The following is a 17,724-nucleotide window of genomic DNA, read 5'->3' as shown; positions in this document are numbered from 1 at the left end:
GTCGCCCGATTTCCCGCGCCGGGCGACCGGCCCGTCGACCGGCGACTAGCCTGACGGGCGTGCGTACGGTCGAACTGCTCTGCTCGCCGCCGCTGGAGGACACCGTACGGGCGGCGTGGTCGCGGTTGGCCGACGCCGGGCTGCCCAGCCTCGCCCGCAACACGCACCCCACCAACCGGCCGCACCTGACCCTCGCGGCGGTCGACGAGTTCCCGCCCGGCGCGCAGGAGCGCCTCGCCGACCTCTGTGACGCCGCGCTGCCCGTGCCGGCCCGCCTCGACCGGATCGAGGTGCTCGACGGCAGCGCCCCGCTCGTCTGGCTGGTGCGTCCCGTACCGGAGCTGATCGCGCTGCACGCCGCGGTCTGGGACGTGCTGGCCGACGCGCCGGGGCAGCACCCGTGGCACCTGCCGGGCCGCTGGGTCCCGCACCTGAGCCTGGCGCTGCGGTTCCGGGACGCGGACCGGCGGCGGGCCCGGGCGGTGGCCGGCACGGAGCGGCCCACCGGTGTCTTCGTGGCCGCCCGCAGCTATGACGGTGACCGTCGCGCGGTCGACGCCCTCACCCGCGTGCCGGTGGGACCCGGCGGGGGAGCGGACCCGGTCACCAACGGCACCGGGGCCGCCCACCAGGAGGTGGACGGCCCCGGCGTGCGGGGTCAGCGGTAGAACCGCAGGTAGTCGAACTCGGCGGTGACCGGCGGGTTGGCGCCGCCGTGCGCGACCAGCCCGATCCGGGGCGTGGTGTCGGCCGGGAAGGTCCACACCCCGCCCCACGTCCAGTGCGTGCCGTCCCGGCTCGAACCCGCCCGGAACTCGTGCTCCCCGGTGGCCGGGTCGACGTGGTGGGCCAGCCGCAGCCAGGTGGTGGTGGCGGGGGTGCCGACGATGTTCCCGCCGTACACCGGCTGGCCGGCGAAGGGCAGCTCGTAGCCGTACTCGACCTGCCGGGTGTTCCAGATCGCCACCTGGGTCAGCCGGGCGAACCGGTCGTCGTCCACGTACGCGATCATGCCGGCCTGCTGGAAGTTGCGGACGGTCTCCTCACCCAGGTCGAGGGTCACCTTGGTCTCCGCCACGTAGTCGCCGGTCGGGGCGTCGCGCAGCAGCACCCCGGCGGTGTTCCCGGTGCCGGTCAGGTCGCTGCCCTCCACCGGCCAGCGCAGCGCGCCGTCGCGCACCGTGGCGTCCGGGTTCTGCCGGACCCACCGCCACGCCGGGTCGAGCCCGTCGTCGAACTCGTCGGACCAGCCGGACAGCAGCGGGCCGACGCGCGGTGCCGCCACCGCCTGCCGGGCCGGCCGGTAGAGCCGGGTCGCGCTGACGTTGTCGAAGGTGGCCGGGCCACCCGCGGCGAGCAGGGTCAGCGGGCCGGCGGTCGGGTGGGTCAGCCGCAGCGTCACCACGGCGAGCTGGTCGCCGAGGCGGGCCGGGCTCAGCTCGGCGACGAGCTGCCGGCCGCGGACCTCCACGGCCAGGTTGTGCCGGTCGGCCAGGTCGACCCCGGCGGGCAGCGCGACGGAAGCCGTCGCCCCGCCGGCCTCGCGGGCCACCAGCCGGTGGCCCTCGACCCGGACGTCCACCCGGCCGAGCCGCAGCCCGGCCGCGTCCGCCCCGGTCAGCCGCAGGTCGGCCTCCGCGCGCACGTCCCCGCCGACGGAGGTACGACTGGTCAGCGCGCCGGTGCCGGTCAGCGCGCCGTCGGTGACCTGCCAGGTCCCGCCGCCGGTCCGCCAGCCGGCCAGAGCCGTGCCGGTGAAGCGTTCGTCGAGTCGGGCGGTGGTCACCGGCGCCGGCCGGGACCCCTCGGAGGGGCCGGCGCCGGCGTTCACGGTCGGCCAGCCGCCGATCCAGTCCAGCCGGTCGATCAGCATCGGCCGCTCGTTGATCCCGAACGGCTCGTCGAGGTACGGGTCGGCCCGGTCGATCGCGTGGTAGACGATCCAGTCCTGGCCCGACAGGTCGGTCAGGAAGCCGTTGTGGCCGGTGCCGATCCAGCGGTTCCCGTTCTGGGTGAGCACCGGGGTGCCGCCGGCCCGGGAGGCGTTCAGACGCAGCCCGTCCCGGTCCACGAACGGGCCGCGCGGGCTGCGGGACCGTCCGACGTGGACGGAATATCCGGTGGCCGGGCCGGCGCAGCAGTTCGCGGTGGAGGCGAAGAGGTAGTACCAGCCGTCGTGGCGCAGCACGTAGCTGCCCTCGAACTTGTTGTCGACGGCGACCAGGTTCGGCGTGCCGACCGCGTGCAGCCCGTCGGCGGAGAGCTCGGTGACCGAGATGCCGCCGTAGTAGCTGCCGAAGTAGAGGTAGTTGCGGCCGTCGACGTCGGTGAACTGACTCGGGTCGATGGTCCACAGGTAGCCGCCACCGCCACCGGGTCGGGGGGCGACGACGGGCTGGTCCGCGAAGGTCCAGGGGCCGGTGGGGGAGGGCGCGGTGGCCGCCCCGATGGCGGTGTCGAAGGTGTCGGCGGAGACGTTCGTGTCGGTGACGGTCACGTACATGACCCAGTGGTCGCCGACCCGGCGCACGTCGGGCGCCCAGAAGGCCGCGCCGGGGGCGGCCCAGCTGGGACGCTGGTCGGCGGTGAAGGCGTCACCGACGTACGTCCAGTGGACCAGGTCGGTCGAGCGGGCGGTGGGGACGCGGTGGGCCTGCTTCTCGCCCTCGCGGAGCGGGTCGGAGGTGCCGTAGGCGTACCAGAGGCCGTCGTCGCCGCGCACCACGACGGGGTCGGCGAAGGTGTCGGCGAAGTCGGCGGAGATCGGATTGCGGTAGCGGTCGGGGCCGGAGCCGGCGACGGCCGGCGCGGACGCCGTCGTGGCCAGCGCCAGGCCGAGTACGGCGGCGAGCACGCCGCCGCGGTGGAGATGTCCCATCAGACCTGCCTCAGGTGGTGTCGACAGAGGTCACTGCGGTGCCCATCGTTCTACAACGTTGGATACAACGTTGTAAAGAGCAGCGGCACCAGTCGGTCCACGCCGAACCGTTCCCGTGCCAGCATGGGGCCATGACCACGAGTGCCGACGGCCCCGCCCTGGCGAGCCTCGCCGCCCTGCTGGCCGACGGCACCCGGGCCAGCTTCTGCCTGGCCCTGCTCGACGGTCGGGCCTGGACGGCCGGCGAGCTGGCCCGCGCCGCCGGGGTGGCCCCGTCCACCGCGAGCGACCACCTCACCCGGCTGGTCCACGGCGGGCTGCTGGTCGAACAACGCCAGGGCCGGCACCGCTACGTCCGCCTGGCCGGTCCCGCCGTGGCCCAGCTCATCGAGGACCTCGCCGGGCACGCCCCCGCCCCGCCGACGCCACCGGCCACGTTGCGCGCCGTGTCGGCCGGCGCCGCCCTCGCGTACGCCCGCACCTGCTACGACCACCTGGCCGGGCGGCTCGGCGTGCTGCTGCACGACGCGCTGCTCGACCGGGGGCTGCTGGACCGGGCGGGTGGCCTCGCGCTCACCCCGGCCGGCGTGGAGTGGCTGGCCGGCATCGGCGTTCCCGTCGCACCGCTGCGCGCGGCCCGGCGACCACTGGTCCGCGACTGTCTCGACTGGACCGAGCGCCGCCCCCACCTGGCCGGCGCGCTCGGGGCGGCGCTCTGCCGTCGCTTCCTCGACCTCGGCTGGACGGTCCGGGGCACCGGCCGCGCCGTCCGCCTGAGCCCGGCGGGCGGCCCCGCCCTCGCCGCCGCCCTGGCGCTCGACCCGGCCGTCCTCGCCCCCACCCCGACCCGCGACACCGGTCCGGCCCGCGCCTGACCCGCCGCCGGGGCCTTTGCGTGATCACTTCGGGTCCGCGACGTGGCGGTGCCGACCCGGTGGGGCGGCACCCCCTCGGGACGGTTCGGCGGGGGCCGAAGGGTCGGCGACATAGCGTCGGGTCATGAGTCGGCCGATGCTCGCCCCGCCCGCCCCGGGACCGCACGTCCCCACGCCGACCGGGACGGGCACCCGATGAGCGACCGGTACGCCGCGTTCCACGCCCTGCACCACGCCGACGTCCCACTGCTGCTGCCCAACGCGTGGGACGCCTCCGCCGCCGCGCTGGCCGGGCAGGGCCACCCGGCGATCGGCACCACCAGCCTCGGGGTGGCCGCGAGTGCCGGCAAGCCGGACGGCGCGGCGGCCACCCGGGCGGAGAACCTGGCCCTGGCGCACCGGCTCCGGCCGCTGCCGGTGCTGCTCACCGTGGACGTGGAGGGCGGCTTCGCCGACGAGCCGTCCGCCGTGGCGGAGTACGTCGCCGAGCTGGCCGCGCTCGGCGTGGTCGGGATCAACCTGGAGGACGGCCGGCCCGACGGCACCCTGGAGCCGGTCGGGCGGACCGTCGCGAAGATCGCCGCCGTCCGGGCGGCCGTGCCGGGGCTCTTCGTCAACGCGCGCACGGATGCCTGGTGGCTGGGGGTGCCCGAGCCGCTGGCGGAGGCGGTGGGCCGGGTGCGGGCGTACCGGGCGGCGGGGGCGGACGGCGTCTTCGTGCCCGCCGCCCCGGACGACACGCTCGGGCTGCTGGTCGCCGAGGCCGGTGTGCCGCTGAACGTGCTCCACCGGTCGGGCGGGCCGGGGCTGCGCGAACTGGGTCGCCTCGGGGTGGCCCGGGTAAGTACGGGATCCCTGCTGTTCCGGGCCGCTCTCGGCGCGGCGCTCGACGTCGCCGACGCCCTCCGGAGCGGCCGGGACGCCGGCCCGGTGACCGTGCCGTCGTACGCGCGGGTGCAGGAGTGGAGCGGGTGGTTCGGGGTCAGCCGCGCCCGTTGAGGCTCCTTCGAGGGAGATAGGAGGATTGTTCAGGGATCAGCCCGTCCTGGTGCTTACGGTGTGTTTCAGGTTCAGCACGCCGTGTCCTGCCCGGAGAGGGGGCCGACCATGCGAGTACCCAGCCGAAGCCCAGGCCAGCAGCCGGGGCCCGCGGTCGCGCCCGCCGCCCCCGCCCGCCGCCTGCCCACCGCCGGCAGTCGGCCGCCGGAACCCGACCCGGCGGCGTACCGGGCGGCGGTGACCGAGCTGCTGGTCGAGGTCGGTGCGCTGGCCGACGCGCCGTCCACCCGGGCCCGGCAGGTGCTGCTGGACCAGCGGCTGCGGGAACCGGCGATCGCCGCCGTCCTGGACGCCACCCCGCAGGGTTTCGTCGGTGCCCGGGAGACGCTGCTGCTGGAGGTGGCCCGCTACCAGCCCAACGCGCGCAGCTCGGCCGCCGACCTGACCGCCCTGGTCCGGATCTACCTGCTCTCCCGGATCGACGTGATGTGGTGGCGGGACGTCCCCACCTTCGCCACCGATGCGCAGGTCAACGGCAGCACCGACCTGGTCGACCTGGAGTGGCTGCGCCGCCGTGACCTGCTCCGCTTCCGCTATCTGGAGCAGCCGACCGGCGTCCTGCACCGGGGCTGGCGCGCGGTGCGTCGCCGGGTCCTGCCGGACGCCACGCCGCGCACCGCCGGGCTGATGTTCCGCCGGGCCCGCCGGGAGGTCGTCGCGCTCCTCAACGACCTCGGCCGCGAGTTCGCCCTGGCCGCCCCGCGCGGCACGCCGCCGCTCTGGGTGACCAGCCTGGTCCGCAGCGCCGAGCACCAGTACCGGCTGCGCCGCCTCGGCTACGCCGCCATGGTGCCCAGCGGACACTGCCTCGGCTGGGCGGCCGACCTGGAGATGGCCTGGTTCGCCCGCTTCGGGGCCCGGGAGACGCTGGCCCGGCTGCTGCTCGACCGGCAGGCCGCCGGTGAGATCAACGTGGTGGACGAGGGGCAGGCGTGGCACATCTGCCTGGCCCCCGCCGCGCGGCGCCGCCTGCGCCGGGCGTACGAGGCCGAGATGGGGATCTGAGAATGTGCGGGATCGCGTTGAGCATCGGCCCGGAGGCGGACCCGGCCACCTTCCGCCGGATGCTGGCCGTGCTCGCCCCCCGGGGTGAGGTGACCGAGACCCGGCAGGAGAACGGCCTGCTCGCCGGGGTGCGGCGGCTGCGGATCGTGGACCGGGACCGGGCGGTGCAGCCGTGGGTGTCGGCCGACGAGCGGCACCTGCTCTGCTACAACGGCGAGGTCTTCAACCACCATGAGCTGCGCGCGGAGCTGACGCGGCTCGGGTACGCCTTCCGCAGCACCAGCGACACCGAGGTGGTGCTCGCCGCGTACCTGATCTGGGGTGAGGACGCGGTGCGCCGGCTGCGCGGCGAGTACGCCTTCGCCGTGGTCGAGCGGGCCACCGGCCGGGCCTACCTGGCCCGTGACCCGCTCGGGGTCAAGCCGCTCTACTGGTCCCGCAGCCCCGGCTGCCTGCACCTCGCCTCCGAGGTGAAGGCGCTGGTCGGGCACGGGGCGCCGATCAGCGAGGTGCCGCCCGGGCACCACGGCTGGGCCGATCCGGACGGCCCGGTCCGGCTGCGCCCGCACGTCGACCTGCTCACGCTCGGCGCGGGGCTGCCGGTCATCGACGACCCGGACGAGGCCGCCCTGCTCGTCCGCGCCGCCCTCACCGACAGCATCCGGATGCGGGTGGACACCGACCTGCCGGTGGGGGTGGTGCTCTCCGGCGGGCTGGACAGCTCGCTCGCCCTGCTGCACGTGCAGCAGATGCACCCGGACTGCGTGGCGATCACCGTCGGCGTGCCGGAGAGCCCGGACGTGGCGTACGCGCGGCGGCTCGCCGCCGACCTCGGGGTGCCGCACGAGGTGGTGGAGCTGCGCCCGCGCGACGTCCGGCTGGCCGACGTGCGGGAGGCGATCCGGATCTCCGAGCTGACCGAGTACGGCGACATCATCAACGCCGTGGTCTCCGTGCCGATCTTCCGGCGGCTGCGCGAGCTGGGGGTCAAGGTCGTCCTCACCGGCGACGGCTCGGACGAGCTCTTCGGCGGCTACCCGATGTACCACGAGGTCGGGCCCGAGCGGTCCCGCCGGCTCTTCCTCCACAAGATCCGCAACCTCTGTCGTACGGAGTTGCAGCGGGTGGACCGGGCCAGCATGGACCACGGGGTGGAGGCCCGGGTGCCGTTCCTCGACCTGAGCGTGGTGGAGCTGGCCATGCGGCTGCCGCTGGCGTTGAAGATGCGCGACGGGCAGGAGAAGTGGATCGTCCGACGGGCCTTCGCCGACGTGCTGCCCGACTACGTCCTGCGCCGGCCGAAGAACCCGATGTCGTACTCCTCGGGGTTGCACGAGCGGGCCCGGCTCTACAAGCCGCTCTTCGCCCGGATCCACCGCTCCTTCGGCTACGACCTGCTGGAACCGGTCCGCCGGGACTTCGACAGCGTGCTCACCCGCTGCGGCAACGACCTGGACCGGGCGATCGCCGACGGGCTGGCCCGCCCCGACTACACCGTGCTGGAGCACGCCCGGGACCTGGTCGGCGCGGCCCGGTGGAACGCCGCTCCGGTCGTCCGCCGGCTGGTCGGGCCGCGGGCCGGCCGACGCGCCCCGGCGCGCTGAGGGGCGGGGTGTGGTTCCGGCCGCTTGACTCTGACACCGTGTCAGGGGCGAGCGTGAGGGGGCCATGTTCACCATCGGAGAATTCGCCAGGCTCGGCCGGGTGTCGGTCCGGATGCTGCGTCACTACGACGGCATCGGGCTGCTGCCCCCGGCCGCCGTCGACCCGTTCACCGGCTACCGGTACTACCGGGCCGACCAGCTGCGCCGGCTCAACCGGGTGATCGCCCTCAAGGAGCTGGGGCTCACCCTGGAGCAGGTGCGGGCCGTCGTCGACGACGCGGTCGACGTCGGCGAGCTGCGCGGCATGCTGCGACTGCGCCGCGCCGAGTTGGCCGCGCGGGTCGCGGCGGACACCGCCCGGCTGGCCGGGATCGAGGCGAGACTCCGCATGATCGAGACGGAGGGTCGGATGACCACCGAGGATGTCGTACTCAAGGAGATCGCACCGGTCCGGGTCGCGGAGCTGACGGCCGTGGCCGCCGGTTACGACGCACCGGACATCAGCCCGGTGATCCAGCCGCTCTACCCGGAGCTGTTCCGCCGGCTGGCGAACGCCCACGTTCCGCCCGCCGGGCCGACCATTGCCCGGTACGAGCCGACGGGCGACGGGGACGCGGTGGTCGTGCACGCCGGGGTCACCGTCGCCGTGGACCCGTCGGCGGCGCGCGACGTCGCCGTCGTCGACCTGCCGGCGGTCCCGGCCGCGGCGACCGTCGTGCATCACGGGTCGATGGACGAGGTGGACCGGAGCATGCAGGTCCTCGCCCGGTGGATCGAGGAGAACGGGTACCGCGCCGACGGCTACGCCCGCGAGGTCTATCTCGACTACTGCCCCGACGAGCCGGAGAAGGGCGTGACCGAACTCCAGATCGCGGTCTCCCGCCGCTGACCCGCGCCGGTCGGCCGCCTCGCCGGCAGCGCCACGTCCGATCGCCGCCAGCATCCGGGGCCACCACCGGCCAGGCTGGGCCGATGACGACCACACATCCCACGTACCGGATCGGTGCGCTGCCGTCCGACGTGCTGGCCGAGGTGCGGCGCACCGGCCACGACGTCGCCGGCCAACCGGTCGAACGCACGACCGCCGAGGGCGGGGAGCCGCTGCGCTGCTGCCTGCGGGACGCCGTGCCGGGCGAGCCGCTGCTGCTCTTCGGCTACGCCCCACCGCTGCCGGCCGGGCCGTACCGGGAGGTCGGGCCGATCTTCGCGCACGACGCCGACTGTCCCGGTCCGGACCGTACGGACCGTTGTCCGACCGGCTGGCGGGGACGGCCCCAGGTGCTGCGGGCGTACGACCGGCGGGGCCGCATCCACGGCGGCCGGCTGCACGACGGGACCGACCCGGAGGCGGTCATCGCCGAACTCTTCGCGGACCCGGCCGTGTGGCGGCTGCACAGCCGCAACGTGGTGTACGGCTGCTTCATGTTCACCGTCGAGCGGCCCACCGGCTGAACCCTTCCGGCGGCCCGGTCCCGTCACGGGTCCGGTCACCGGCTCAGGTCTGCGCGTTCCGGTGGAATGCCGGGAGGACGACTGCGCTCCGGTCCCCCGCGGGGGGACCGGAGCGCAGTGCCGTTCGACTCAGGTGGTGCCGGCCGGCGGCGGATTCGGCGGGGTGCTCTCCGTCGTCGGCGGCGGGTCGGGCGGGGTGCTCTGGGTGGTCGGCACCGGGTCCGGCGGGGTGCTCTGGGTGGTCGGCACCGGGTTGGCGGGCGTCGTCGTGGACGGGCTGCTCGACGGCACCGGGTCGGCGGCCGTCGCGCTCGGGACCGGGCTCGGCGTCACGGAGGCGGACGCGGAGGGTCGGTTGCCCGGCTGGCTCGGCCGGTAGGTGCGCCCGTTCTGGTCGGTGGGGGGCGCGGCCTCGGTCGCGGCCGGCGCCTCGCCGGGCTTGTTGCTCGGTGCCACCGCGGGCCTGGTGGTCTCGACGGTGGTCGCCGGGGCCTCGGCGGCACCGGTGGTGGCGAGCGCGGCGCCGAGCGCGGTCAGCGCCACCAGCACCGCCGCGAGCGCGCCGACCAGGGTGCCGCGGCGTCCGCGCCGGCTGGCCGGCGCGACCGTCGCCGCCGGTGCGACGGCCAGGTCGTCGCGGGTGGTGCCCGCCATGGCGGCGCCGCCGTTCGGGCGGCGCAGGCTCATCGGCACCATCGCCGTCGGCGACTCGCCGACGGTGGCCCGGGCCGCGTCGGCCATCGCCGCGCCGGTGGCGAAGCGGTCGGCCGGGTCCTTGGCGAGGGCGCGGGCGACCAGGGCGCGGACCGGCTCGGGGATGTCGTGCGGCAGCTCCGGCGGTTCGTCGTCCAGGTGCCGCACGGCGACCTGGAGCGGGTTGTCGCCGGTGAAGGGCGGCCCGCCGGTGAGGCAGCAGTAGGCGACCGCGCCGAGGGCGTAAATGTCGGTCGCCCCGGAGACGGGACGACCGGCCGCCTGCTCGGGGGCCATGTAGAGGGCGGTGCCGGGCACCGCGTTCGCGCTGGTGATGCTCGTCACATTGGTCGACCGAGCCACCCCGAAGTCGACCAGCACCACGGTGCCGTCCTCCTGCACCAGCAGGTTGCTCGGCTTGACGTCGCGGTGGACGATGCCCCGGGCGTGCGCCGCGTGCAGGGCCTGGGCCACCTGTGCCACGACTGACATGGTCTCGGCGACGTCGAGCTGGCCCGCGGCCTCGATCCGCCGGGAGAGCGGCTCACCCTCGACGAACTCCATCACCAGGTAGTCGGCGTGGCTGCCGTCGGGCAGCTCGTCCTCGCCGCTGTCGAACACCTGGACGATGCCCGGGTTCCGCAGGGACGCCATGATCCGCGCCTCGGCGCGGAACCGGGCGATGAAGTCAGGGTCGGACACCAGCGCCGGCAGCAGGACCTTCACCGCGACCTGACGGCCGAGGACCTGGTCCGTGGCACGCCAGACGTCGCCCATGCCGCCGGTGGCGACACGTTCGTCCAGGCGGTACCGACCGCTGAGGAGGACCTCCGATGACAACACCCCAATACCGTACCCAGTGCGGCCGCGAAGTATTTCCGGCGATCTCCCTCCACCCGGACGGCGGTCGGCTCTGCCCCGTCCGGCCGAACGGTCACCCGGCTCGCCGCCGAACGGCTGAGGGTGACGGCCCGGGTACGATGAGCCAGGTATGAGCGTGGAACGCTTCGTCCGTCCGGTCCCTCCCGGTCCCCGACGGGCCACGCAGCGCCAGACCCCCCGGCCGCGTTACGCCGGCGCGCCGTGTCCGGTGTTAGACATTTCTCACTCTTGCCGGTCCGAACGGCGTCTTGCCCACCCCCCCGGACCACTCCTAGCGTTAGCCCGGCTCCGGCCCAGCCCATGGCGCCGGTACGGTATGTCCGCCGACGGCCGTACTTCGCGGCAGGTGTCCGAGCGCCTGATGCGCCCCGGCGTCGGGCGTGATCGGGTCAGCGGGGGGCTGATGGTGCGGGTGGAGGTCCGGTGTGCCGGCCCCGGCGTGGGCCGGGCCGCAGAACCTTCGACGGCGGGAACGGCGGGTCCATGACCGGTGAGCTGAGCGAGCTCGTCGCCGCGGCGCAGGCCGGCGACGAGCAGGCCTTCCGTGTCCTCTACCGCAGCCTCCAGCCGGGCCTGCTGCGTTATCTCACCGCCCTGGTCGGGGCGGACGCCGAGGACGTCGCCTCGGAGACCTGGTTGCAGATCTCCCGTGACCTGCCCAGCTTCACCGGCGGCGAGTTCCGGGCCTGGACGGTGACGATCGCGCGGAACCGGGCGATGGACCACCTGCGCCGGCAGCGTCGCCGTCCGTCCCTGCCGGTGCCCGTCCAGGCGCTCAGCGAACTGGCCGGGGACGCGGACACCGCCGAGCGGGCCGGCGAGACGATCGGCACCGAGTCGGCGCTGGCGCTGATCGCCACCCTGCCGCCCCGCGAGGCCGAGGCGGTCCTGCTGCGCGCGGTCATCGGGCTCGACGCGGAGACCGCCGGGCGGGTGCTCGGCAAGCGGCCCGGAGCCGTGCGCACCGCCGCGCACCGGGGGCTGCGTCGGCTCGCCGCCATGCTGGAACGTTCCGACATCAGCCAACCGTCGGGCCGGGCCGGGGGCGCCACCCCACCGCGCCCCCGTACCGGTCGGGGCACCTCGGCGCCGAACGCGCCGCACGCCGAGCCGGCGGACGGATGACGTGAGGGGAATCTGGATGAGGTTTCGCCGGTCCGCCGGGTCCGCCGACCGGGCGGAGTCCGAGCGTCTGCTGGACGGGATCCGGGACGGCCGTCCCCCCACCCGGGACGCCGACCCGCTCGTCCGGCTGCTCGCCGCTGCCGCCGCCCCCGCCAACCCGGGTGAACTCTCCGGGGAGGAGCAGGCCCTCGCCGCGTTCCGGGCGGCCCGGGCGCACCCGGCACCCGCACCGGCCCGCGCGCCCCGCCGGCACGGGGTACGGATCGGCGCCGTCGCCTGGGTGGCCGGGCTCGCCGCCACCGCCACCGCCGGCATCGCCTTCGCCACGGTCAGCCTCGACCGGCCGGAACAACCGGCCACCCCGCCGGCACCGGCGACCCCGGCCAGCTCCGGCCCCGGTGTCGACGGTTCGCCGTCGCACAGCGGGAGTGGCACCCCCACCGAGGGCGGCGCGACTCCTTCCGTGGCGCCCACCCCGACCGGCGCCACGCCCGGCGACGCTCCCGGCGGCGCCACCGGTCGTCCCGACCGGCCGGCCGGCGTCACCCAGCTGACCGGGCTGTGCCGGTCGTACCAGGCCAAGCCGGCCGCGCAGCGCGCGAAGGCGCTGAAGACGCCGGCCTACGCCGACCTGGTGACCGCCGCCGGCGGCGCCGACCGGATCGAGGCGTACTGCCTGCGGCTGGTGCCGGCGGCCTCGCCCAAGCCCTCACCCGACGCCAGGAACACCCGGTCGCCCGGGCCGACGGCCGTGCCGAGCCCGGCCGCCCCGACCCACCGGACCGGCACCGGGCGGACGGGCTGACCCCCGACCGGGACAAAGTTTCAAATGTGAAGGCGCGCGGATTTCATCTGCTAGACAGAAGATGGTGGGACCGCGGACGCCCCGGCCACGGACGGTGGGTGGCGGCGCGGACGGCCCAGCGGTGGGGAACCGCGCGGGGAAGGGAGCCGTCTGGTGGTGATGTCGCCGGAGCTGGACCGGGCTGCCGTCCTGCGTGAGGAGGCCGCCGCGGCGGGGCACATCGCGCGGATCTGCTTCAAGACCGGCCCACCGACGCACACCGGCGTCGAGCTGGAATGGACCGTACACGACGCGACGGACCCCGCCCGCCCGGTCGACCGGGAGCGGCTGCGGGCCGCGCTGGGGCCGTACAGCCCCCGCACCATCGACAGCACGAGCCCCGCCCGGCGGCTGCGGCACGGCGGCAGCGTCACCGTCGAGCCGGGCGGACAGGTGGAGATCTCCACCGCGCCACGCACCTCGGTCGGCGCGCTGATCCAGGCCACGCAGGCCGACATCGCCGAGCTGAGCGCCGTCCTGGCGGCAGCCGGCCTGATCCTCGGCCGCACCGGCATCGACCCGTGGCGGCCTCCGGCCCCGGTCGTCCAGACCCCGCGTTACCAGGCCATGCGCTGCGTCTTCGACCGACGCGGACCGGCCGGCCGGACCATGATGTACAGCACCGCCGGCCTCCAGGTCTGCCTGGACGCCGGTGAGCCCGACCGGCTCGCCGAGCGCTGGGCCGCGGTGCACGCGGTGGGGCCGCCGCTGCTCGCAGCGTTCGCCACCGCCGACCGGCACGCCGGCCGCCGTACCGGATGGGCGTCGGCGCGGATGGCGGCCTGGCTGGCCATCGACCCCGCCCGCACCCGGCCGGTCTGGTCGCCGACCCGGCCCGACGCGGACCCGGTCGCCGCCTGGACGGCGTACGTCCTGGCCGCGCCCCTGCTCTGCCTGCGCGGTGACGGTGCCGACTGGACACCGCCGCCGGGGATCACCTTCGCCGACTGGATCGCCGGCGCGCTGCCCCGACCACCCACCACCGACGACCTGGAATACCACGTCAGCACGCTCTTCCCGCCGGTGCGGCCCCGGGGCTACCTGGAACTCCGTTACCTGGACACCCAGCCCGACGGGGAGTGGACGGTGCCGCTGGCGGTGCTCTCCGCGCTGCTCGCCGACCCGGGCGTCACCCGGGACGCGCTGACCGTCGCCGCACCGGTGGCCGACCGCTGGCACACGGCCGCCCGGTACGGCCTCGGTGACCGGCCGCTCGCCGCGGCGGCGTCCGACCTGCTCGACCTGGCCCTGGGGGCCCTGCCGCGGCTGGAGCTGCCGCCCGGCATCCACGACGAGACGAGCCGAGGAATCCGGCGGTCCCGGGCCGCCGCGGGAAGGGGACAACGGTGACCACCATCGAGGAGCCCGGCACGGAGGCGCAGCTGCGCGACCGCATCGCGGCGGAGCTGACCCGGACCCGGGACCGCACGGCCCTGCTCACCGAGGCCGTCGACGACGCCGACCTGGTGCGGCAGCACTCGCCGCTGATGTCCCCGCTGGTCTGGGACCTCGCCCACGTCGGCAACCAGGAGGAGCTGTGGCTGGTCCGGGACGTGGGTGGGCGCGACCCGGTCCGCCGCGACATCGACGACCTGTACGACGCGTTCAAGCAGCCCCGCAAGGACCGCCCGTCGCTGCCGCTGCTGCCGCCCGCCGAGGCACGCGCCTACGTCGCCTGCGTCCGGGACAAGGTGTACGACCTGCTGGACGGCATCCGCTTCACCGACCGTGACCTGGTCGCCGACGGGTTCGCCTTCGGCATGATCGTGCAGCACGAGCAGCAGCACGACGAGACCATGCTCGCCACCCACCAGCTGCGCTCCGGCGCGCCCGTCCTGCACGCGCCGCCACCGCCGGAGCCGCGTGCCCGGGTCGCCGACGAGGTGCTGGTGCCGGCGGGCCCGTTCACCATGGGCACCTCCACCGACCCGTGGGCGCTGGACAACGAGCGTCCCGCGCACACCGTCGACCTGCCCGCGTACGTCATCGACGCCGCACCCGTGACCAACGGGGCGTACCGGCGGTTCATCGCCGAGGGCGGTTACGACGAGCCGCGCTGGTGGAGCGAGGCGGGGTGGCGGCACCGCCTCGACGCCGGCCTGACCGCGCCGATGCACTGGCGTCGGGACGGCGACGGCTGGGCGTACCAGCGGTTCGGCCGGTGGTCCCCGGTCCGTGACGACGAGCCGGTGGTGCACGTCTGCTTCCACGAGGCGGCGGCGTACGCGGCGTGGGCCGGCAGGCGGCTGCCCACCGAGGCGGAGTGGGAGAAGGCGGCCCGCTGGGACCCGGCGACCGGCCGGTCCCGCCGCTGGCCGTGGGGGGACGAGGACCCGACCCCGGAGCACGCCAACCTGGGGCAGCGGCACCTGTGGCCGGCGCCGGTCGGGGCGTATCCGGCGGGGGCCTCGCCGCTCGGCGTGCACCAGCTGATCGGCGACGTCTGGGAGTGGACGTCGACGACCTTCCGTGGTCACCCGGGCTTCGCCGCCTTCCCCTACCGCGAATACTCCGAGGTCTTCTTCGGCGACGACTACCGGGTGCTGCGCGGCGGCTCGTTCGGCACCGACCGCGCCGCCTGCCGGGGCACCTTCCGTAACTGGGACTACCCGATCCGGCGGCAGATCTTCAGCGGCTTCCGCTGCGCCCGGGACGCCACCACCGACGAACGCCACGCGGGGCGTGCCGCCTGATGTGTCGGCACCTGGCGTACCTCGGCCCGCCGGTCGGGCTGCGGACCCTGCTCTACGACCCGCCGCACGCGCTGCTGCGGCAGTCGTGGGCCCCGCGCGACATGCGCGGCGGCGGCACGATCAACGCGGACGGCTTCGGTGTCGGCTGGTATCCGGCCGCCGACGCCGACCCGGTCCGCTACCGGCGGGCGCAGCCGATGTGGGGCGACACCACCCTGCCGGAGCTGGCGGCGGTGACCGTGGCGGGCGCGGTGCTGGCGGCGGTCCGCTCGGCCACCGTCGGGATGCCGGTGCAGGAGAGCGCCGCCGCCCCGTTCGCCGAGGGGCGCTGGCTGTTCAGCCACAACGGGGTGGTCCGGGGCTGGCCCGACGCGGTGGTGCCGCTCGCCGCCGACCTGCCGGTACGGGACCTGCTCACGCTGGACGCGCCGACCGACGCGGCGCTGCTCTGGGCGCTGGTGCGGCACCGGCTGCGGGCCGGCGAGGATCCGGTCGAGGCCCTCGCGGCGACCGTCTCGGCGGTGGCGGCGGCCGCACCCGGTTCCCGGCTGAACCTGCTGCTGACCGACGGGCGGCAGGTGGTGGCGACGGTCGCCGGGCACGCGCTGTCGGTACGCACCACGGGGGAGTCGGTGACCCTCGCCTCGGAACCTCTCGACGACGACCCCGGCTGGCACGCGGTGCCGGACGGGCAGCTGGTGGTGGCCACCGCCGCCGGGGTGCGCACCCGCGCCCTCCCGGCCGGGTGACACCGGGCAGGTGGACAGGGATGGTCGGCTAGAGAAGGGACACCTGATGAGCGCGGAGCCTCTGGAGATCTACCTGGAGGAGCAGGACCTCGACCGCGGCCTGCGGGAGGACGTACGGGTCGGGCTGACCGCCGAGCCGAAGTGGCTGCCACCGAAGTGGTTCTACGACGCCCGGGGCAGCGAGCTGTTCGAGGAGATCACCCGGCTGCCGGAGTACTACCCGACCCGCGCCGAGCGGGCGGTGCTGGCCGACCGGGCCGACCGGATCGCCGAGCTGACCGGGGCGAAGACGCTGATCGAGCTGGGGTCCGGCTCGTCGGAGAAGACCCGGCTGCTGCTGGACGCCTTCACCCGGCGCGGCGGGCTGGGCACCTTCGTACCGTTGGACGTGTCGGTCAGCGCGCTGCGCCAGTCCACCGAGCAGATCGCAGGCGACTATCCCGGTCTGCGGGTCCGCGGCATCGTCGGCGACTTCACCCGGCAGCTCGACCGGCTGCCGACCGGCGGTCGGCGGCTGGTGGTGTTCCTCGGCGGCACGATCGGCAACCTGCCGCCGGCCGAGCGGGCCGACTTCCTCACCGCCATGCGCGCGGCCCTGGAGGCGGGGGACTGGCTGCTGATCGGCACCGACCTGGTCAAGGACCCGGCGGTGACGGTCCCGGCGTACGACGACGCGGCCGGGGTGACCGCCGAGTTCAACCGGAACGTGCTGCGGGTGATCAACCGCGAGCTGGACGCGGACTTCGACCCGGAGTCCTTCCGCCACGTGGCGCTCTGGGACCCGGCGCACGAGTGGATCGAGATGCGGCTGCGCGCCGAGCGGCCGATGCGGGTACGCGTGCTGGACCTGACCGTCGACTTCGCCGCCGGGGAGGAGCTGCGGACGGAGATCTCGGCGAAGTTCCGGCCGGCGGGGATCGCCGCCGAGTTGGCCGCCGCCGGGTTCACCACCGAGGAGTTCTGGACGGATCCCGACGGTCTCTTCGGCGTGACGCTGGCCCGGGCCGACTGAGCCACCCGGGGGCCCGCCGCGGGTGAGCCTGTGCACCCGCGGCGGCCCCGCACCCGGCGGTCGACTAGGCTGGGTGGCGCGAAGGGGAGTAGCCCCCAATGTCGTGGTCGACATACTGGTGCGTTCCGCACCCGGCCACGCGGCCCCGGTCCCCGGGGCGGGCGAGACCTTCGACTCAGGCTGTCGCAGCCGGGTCGAGGGCGCCCCCGTACCTCCTCCCGGCTTGATCGGGAAGGTTCTCATGGACGGTTTCCTCGTCGCGCTGGTGATCAGCTTCGGCGTCATCTTCGTCGCCGAGCTGGGCGACAAGTCCCAGCTCATGGCGCTGACGTTCGCCACGCGCTTCAAGCCCGTGCCGGTGCTGATCGGCATCACCGTGGCCACCGCGATCGTGCACCTGGTCTCGGTGGGCATCGGCTACGGCCTCGGCGCCACCCTGCCCACCGGCTGGATCTCGCTGATCGCCGGTCTGGCGTTCCTCGTCTTCGGCGCCTGGACCCTGCGCGGGGACAAGCTCACCGAGGAGGAGAAGCGCAAGGCCGAGAAGACCGGCAAGTCGGCGATCGTCGCGGTCGGCGTCGCGTTCTTCCTCGCCGAGCTGGGTGACAAGACGATGCTCGCCACCATCACCCTGGCCACCAAGTACGGCTGGTTCGGCACCTGGCTCGGCTCGACGCTCGGCATGGTCGCCGCCGACGCGCTGGCGATCCTGGTCGGCCGGCTGCTCGGCCGGCACCTGCCGGAGAAGACGATCCGCTACGGCGCCGCCGTGCTCTTCGCCATCTGCGGCCTCTGGCTGATCTTCGAGGCGGTCGGTCAGCTGCGCTGAGCCGGCCCGCCGACTACCGCCGCC

At 75.1% G+C, this 17,724-nt stretch carries 16 protein-coding genes; 14 read left to right on the top strand and 2 right to left on the bottom strand.

The features are described from left to right. Nucleotides 1–59 precede the first annotated feature (59 nt). Nucleotides 60–668 carry a 2'-5' RNA ligase family protein gene (locus ABUL08_RS10785; protein ID WP_350937034.1) on the top strand — a complete coding sequence of 203 codons (609 nt, stop codon included), beginning with the start codon at nucleotides 60–62 and terminating at the stop codon, nucleotides 666–668. Here the strand turns inward: ABUL08_RS10785 and ABUL08_RS10780 are convergent. Next, nucleotides 659–2,878: a family 43 glycosylhydrolase gene (locus ABUL08_RS10780; protein WP_350937031.1), complete on the bottom strand. Its 2,220-nt coding sequence runs from the start codon at nucleotides 2,876–2,878 to the stop codon at nucleotides 659–661. The two genes, ABUL08_RS10785 and ABUL08_RS10780, sit on opposite strands and share 10 nt — an antisense overlap. A 131-nt stretch (nucleotides 2,879–3,009) precedes the next feature. Here ABUL08_RS10780 and ABUL08_RS10775 point away from each other — a divergent pair, with 131 nt between their 5' ends. The 6 genes from ABUL08_RS10775 to ABUL08_RS10750 all read left to right on the top strand — a co-directional run bounded on the left by ABUL08_RS10775 (nucleotide 3,010) and on the right by ABUL08_RS10750 (nucleotide 8,873). After that, complete coding sequence (locus tag ABUL08_RS10775; RefSeq protein ID WP_350937029.1) at nucleotides 3,010–3,753, top strand: ArsR/SmtB family transcription factor; 744 nt, start codon at nucleotides 3,010–3,012, stop codon at nucleotides 3,751–3,753. A gap of 195 nt (nucleotides 3,754–3,948) precedes the next feature. Continuing rightward, entirely contained in the window at nucleotides 3,949–4,752 is an 804-nt protein-coding gene (locus ABUL08_RS10770) for an isocitrate lyase/PEP mutase family protein (protein WP_350937027.1), read from the top strand. A 108-nt stretch (nucleotides 4,753–4,860) separates the two neighbouring features. Beyond that, the gene (locus ABUL08_RS10765; RefSeq protein WP_350937026.1) at nucleotides 4,861–5,817 is read left to right on the top strand and encodes a hypothetical protein; all 957 of its coding nucleotides are present in this window, start codon (nucleotides 4,861–4,863) and stop codon (nucleotides 5,815–5,817) included. 2 nt (nucleotides 5,818–5,819) lie between these two features. Beyond that, complete coding sequence (locus tag ABUL08_RS10760; RefSeq protein WP_350937025.1) at nucleotides 5,820–7,421, top strand: asparagine synthetase B family protein; 1,602 nt, start codon at nucleotides 5,820–5,822, stop codon at nucleotides 7,419–7,421. Nucleotides 7,422–7,485: 64 nt separating this feature from the next. Further along, entirely contained in the window at nucleotides 7,486–8,310 is an 825-nt protein-coding gene (locus tag ABUL08_RS10755; protein WP_350937023.1) for a MerR family transcriptional regulator, read from the top strand. Between the two features lie 83 nt (nucleotides 8,311–8,393). Further along, nucleotides 8,394–8,873, top strand: coding sequence for a DUF1203 domain-containing protein (locus ABUL08_RS10750; RefSeq protein ID WP_350937021.1), 480 nt, complete (start codon nucleotides 8,394–8,396; stop codon nucleotides 8,871–8,873). A 129-nt stretch (nucleotides 8,874–9,002) separates the two neighbouring features. On the opposite strand, the gene ABUL08_RS10745 is transcribed toward ABUL08_RS10750, so the two are convergent. After that, on the bottom strand, nucleotides 9,003–10,409 hold the full coding sequence (locus tag ABUL08_RS10745; RefSeq protein WP_350937019.1) for a serine/threonine-protein kinase: 1,407 nt from the start codon (nucleotides 10,407–10,409) through the stop codon (nucleotides 9,003–9,005). A 522-nt stretch (nucleotides 10,410–10,931) separates the two neighbouring features. Between ABUL08_RS10745 and ABUL08_RS10740 the strand changes: the two genes are divergently transcribed. The 7 genes from ABUL08_RS10740 to ABUL08_RS10710 all read left to right on the top strand — a co-directional run bounded on the left by ABUL08_RS10740 (nucleotide 10,932) and on the right by ABUL08_RS10710 (nucleotide 17,700). Next, on the top strand, nucleotides 10,932–11,573 hold the full coding sequence (locus ABUL08_RS10740; protein WP_350937018.1) for an RNA polymerase sigma factor: 642 nt from the start codon (nucleotides 10,932–10,934) through the stop codon (nucleotides 11,571–11,573). Between the two features lie 16 nt (nucleotides 11,574–11,589). Continuing rightward, a complete protein-coding gene (locus ABUL08_RS10735; protein ID WP_350937016.1) occupies nucleotides 11,590–12,378 on the top strand; it encodes a hypothetical protein in 789 nt (262 codons plus the stop codon). 153 nt (nucleotides 12,379–12,531) lie between these two features. Next, a complete protein-coding gene (gene egtA, locus ABUL08_RS10730; RefSeq protein WP_350937015.1) occupies nucleotides 12,532–13,767 on the top strand; it encodes an ergothioneine biosynthesis glutamate--cysteine ligase EgtA in 1,236 nt (411 codons plus the stop codon). Next, complete coding sequence (gene egtB / locus ABUL08_RS10725; RefSeq protein WP_350937014.1) at nucleotides 13,764–15,110, top strand: ergothioneine biosynthesis protein EgtB; 1,347 nt, start codon at nucleotides 13,764–13,766, stop codon at nucleotides 15,108–15,110. The genes egtA and egtB overlap by 4 nt, the downstream gene beginning before the upstream one ends. Then, nucleotides 15,110–15,859 carry an ergothioneine biosynthesis protein EgtC gene (gene egtC, locus ABUL08_RS10720; protein ID WP_350937011.1) on the top strand — a complete coding sequence of 250 codons (750 nt, stop codon included), beginning with the start codon at nucleotides 15,110–15,112 and terminating at the stop codon, nucleotides 15,857–15,859. The genes egtB and egtC overlap by 1 nt, the downstream gene beginning before the upstream one ends. A 46-nt stretch (nucleotides 15,860–15,905) precedes the next feature. After that, complete coding sequence (egtD, locus tag ABUL08_RS10715) at nucleotides 15,906–16,871, top strand: L-histidine N(alpha)-methyltransferase (RefSeq protein WP_350937009.1); 966 nt, start codon at nucleotides 15,906–15,908, stop codon at nucleotides 16,869–16,871. 241 nt (nucleotides 16,872–17,112) lie between these two features. Next, a complete protein-coding gene (locus ABUL08_RS10710) occupies nucleotides 17,113–17,700 on the top strand; it encodes a TMEM165/GDT1 family protein (protein WP_350937008.1) in 588 nt (195 codons plus the stop codon). The last annotated feature ends 24 nt before the right edge of the window (nucleotides 17,701–17,724 follow it).

It is taken from the genome of Micromonospora sp. CCTCC AA 2012012, assembly GCF_040499845.1.
In the GTDB taxonomy this organism is placed as follows: domain Bacteria; phylum Actinomycetota; class Actinomycetes; order Mycobacteriales; family Micromonosporaceae; genus Micromonospora; species Micromonospora mangrovi.
This window is presented reverse-complemented; position numbering and strand designations above follow the sequence as displayed.

What these genes read in the sequence shown, in the direction of transcription:
- ABUL08_RS10780 (WP_350937031.1), bottom strand. Translation starts at nt 2,878, where the DNA reads ATGGGACATCTCCACCGCGGCGGCGTGCTCGCCGCCGTACTCGGCCTG.
- ABUL08_RS10775 (WP_350937029.1), top strand. Translation starts at nt 3,010, where the DNA reads ATGACCACGAGTGCCGACGGCCCCGCCCTGGCGAGCCTCGCCGCCCTG.
- ABUL08_RS10770 (WP_350937027.1), top strand. Translation starts at nt 3,949, where the DNA reads ATGAGCGACCGGTACGCCGCGTTCCACGCCCTGCACCACGCCGACGTC.
- ABUL08_RS10765 (WP_350937026.1), top strand. Translation starts at nt 4,861, where the DNA reads ATGCGAGTACCCAGCCGAAGCCCAGGCCAGCAGCCGGGGCCCGCGGTC.
- ABUL08_RS10760 (WP_350937025.1), top strand. Translation starts at nt 5,820, where the DNA reads ATGTGCGGGATCGCGTTGAGCATCGGCCCGGAGGCGGACCCGGCCACC.
- ABUL08_RS10755 (WP_350937023.1), top strand. Translation starts at nt 7,486, where the DNA reads ATGTTCACCATCGGAGAATTCGCCAGGCTCGGCCGGGTGTCGGTCCGG.
- ABUL08_RS10750 (WP_350937021.1), top strand. Translation starts at nt 8,394, where the DNA reads ATGACGACCACACATCCCACGTACCGGATCGGTGCGCTGCCGTCCGAC.
- ABUL08_RS10740 (WP_350937018.1), top strand. Translation starts at nt 10,932, where the DNA reads ATGACCGGTGAGCTGAGCGAGCTCGTCGCCGCGGCGCAGGCCGGCGAC.
- ABUL08_RS10735 (WP_350937016.1), top strand. Translation starts at nt 11,590, where the DNA reads ATGAGGTTTCGCCGGTCCGCCGGGTCCGCCGACCGGGCGGAGTCCGAG.
- egtC (WP_350937011.1), top strand. Translation starts at nt 15,110, where the DNA reads ATGTGTCGGCACCTGGCGTACCTCGGCCCGCCGGTCGGGCTGCGGACC.
- egtD (WP_350937009.1), top strand. Translation starts at nt 15,906, where the DNA reads ATGAGCGCGGAGCCTCTGGAGATCTACCTGGAGGAGCAGGACCTCGAC.
- ABUL08_RS10710 (WP_350937008.1), top strand. Translation starts at nt 17,113, where the DNA reads ATGGACGGTTTCCTCGTCGCGCTGGTGATCAGCTTCGGCGTCATCTTC.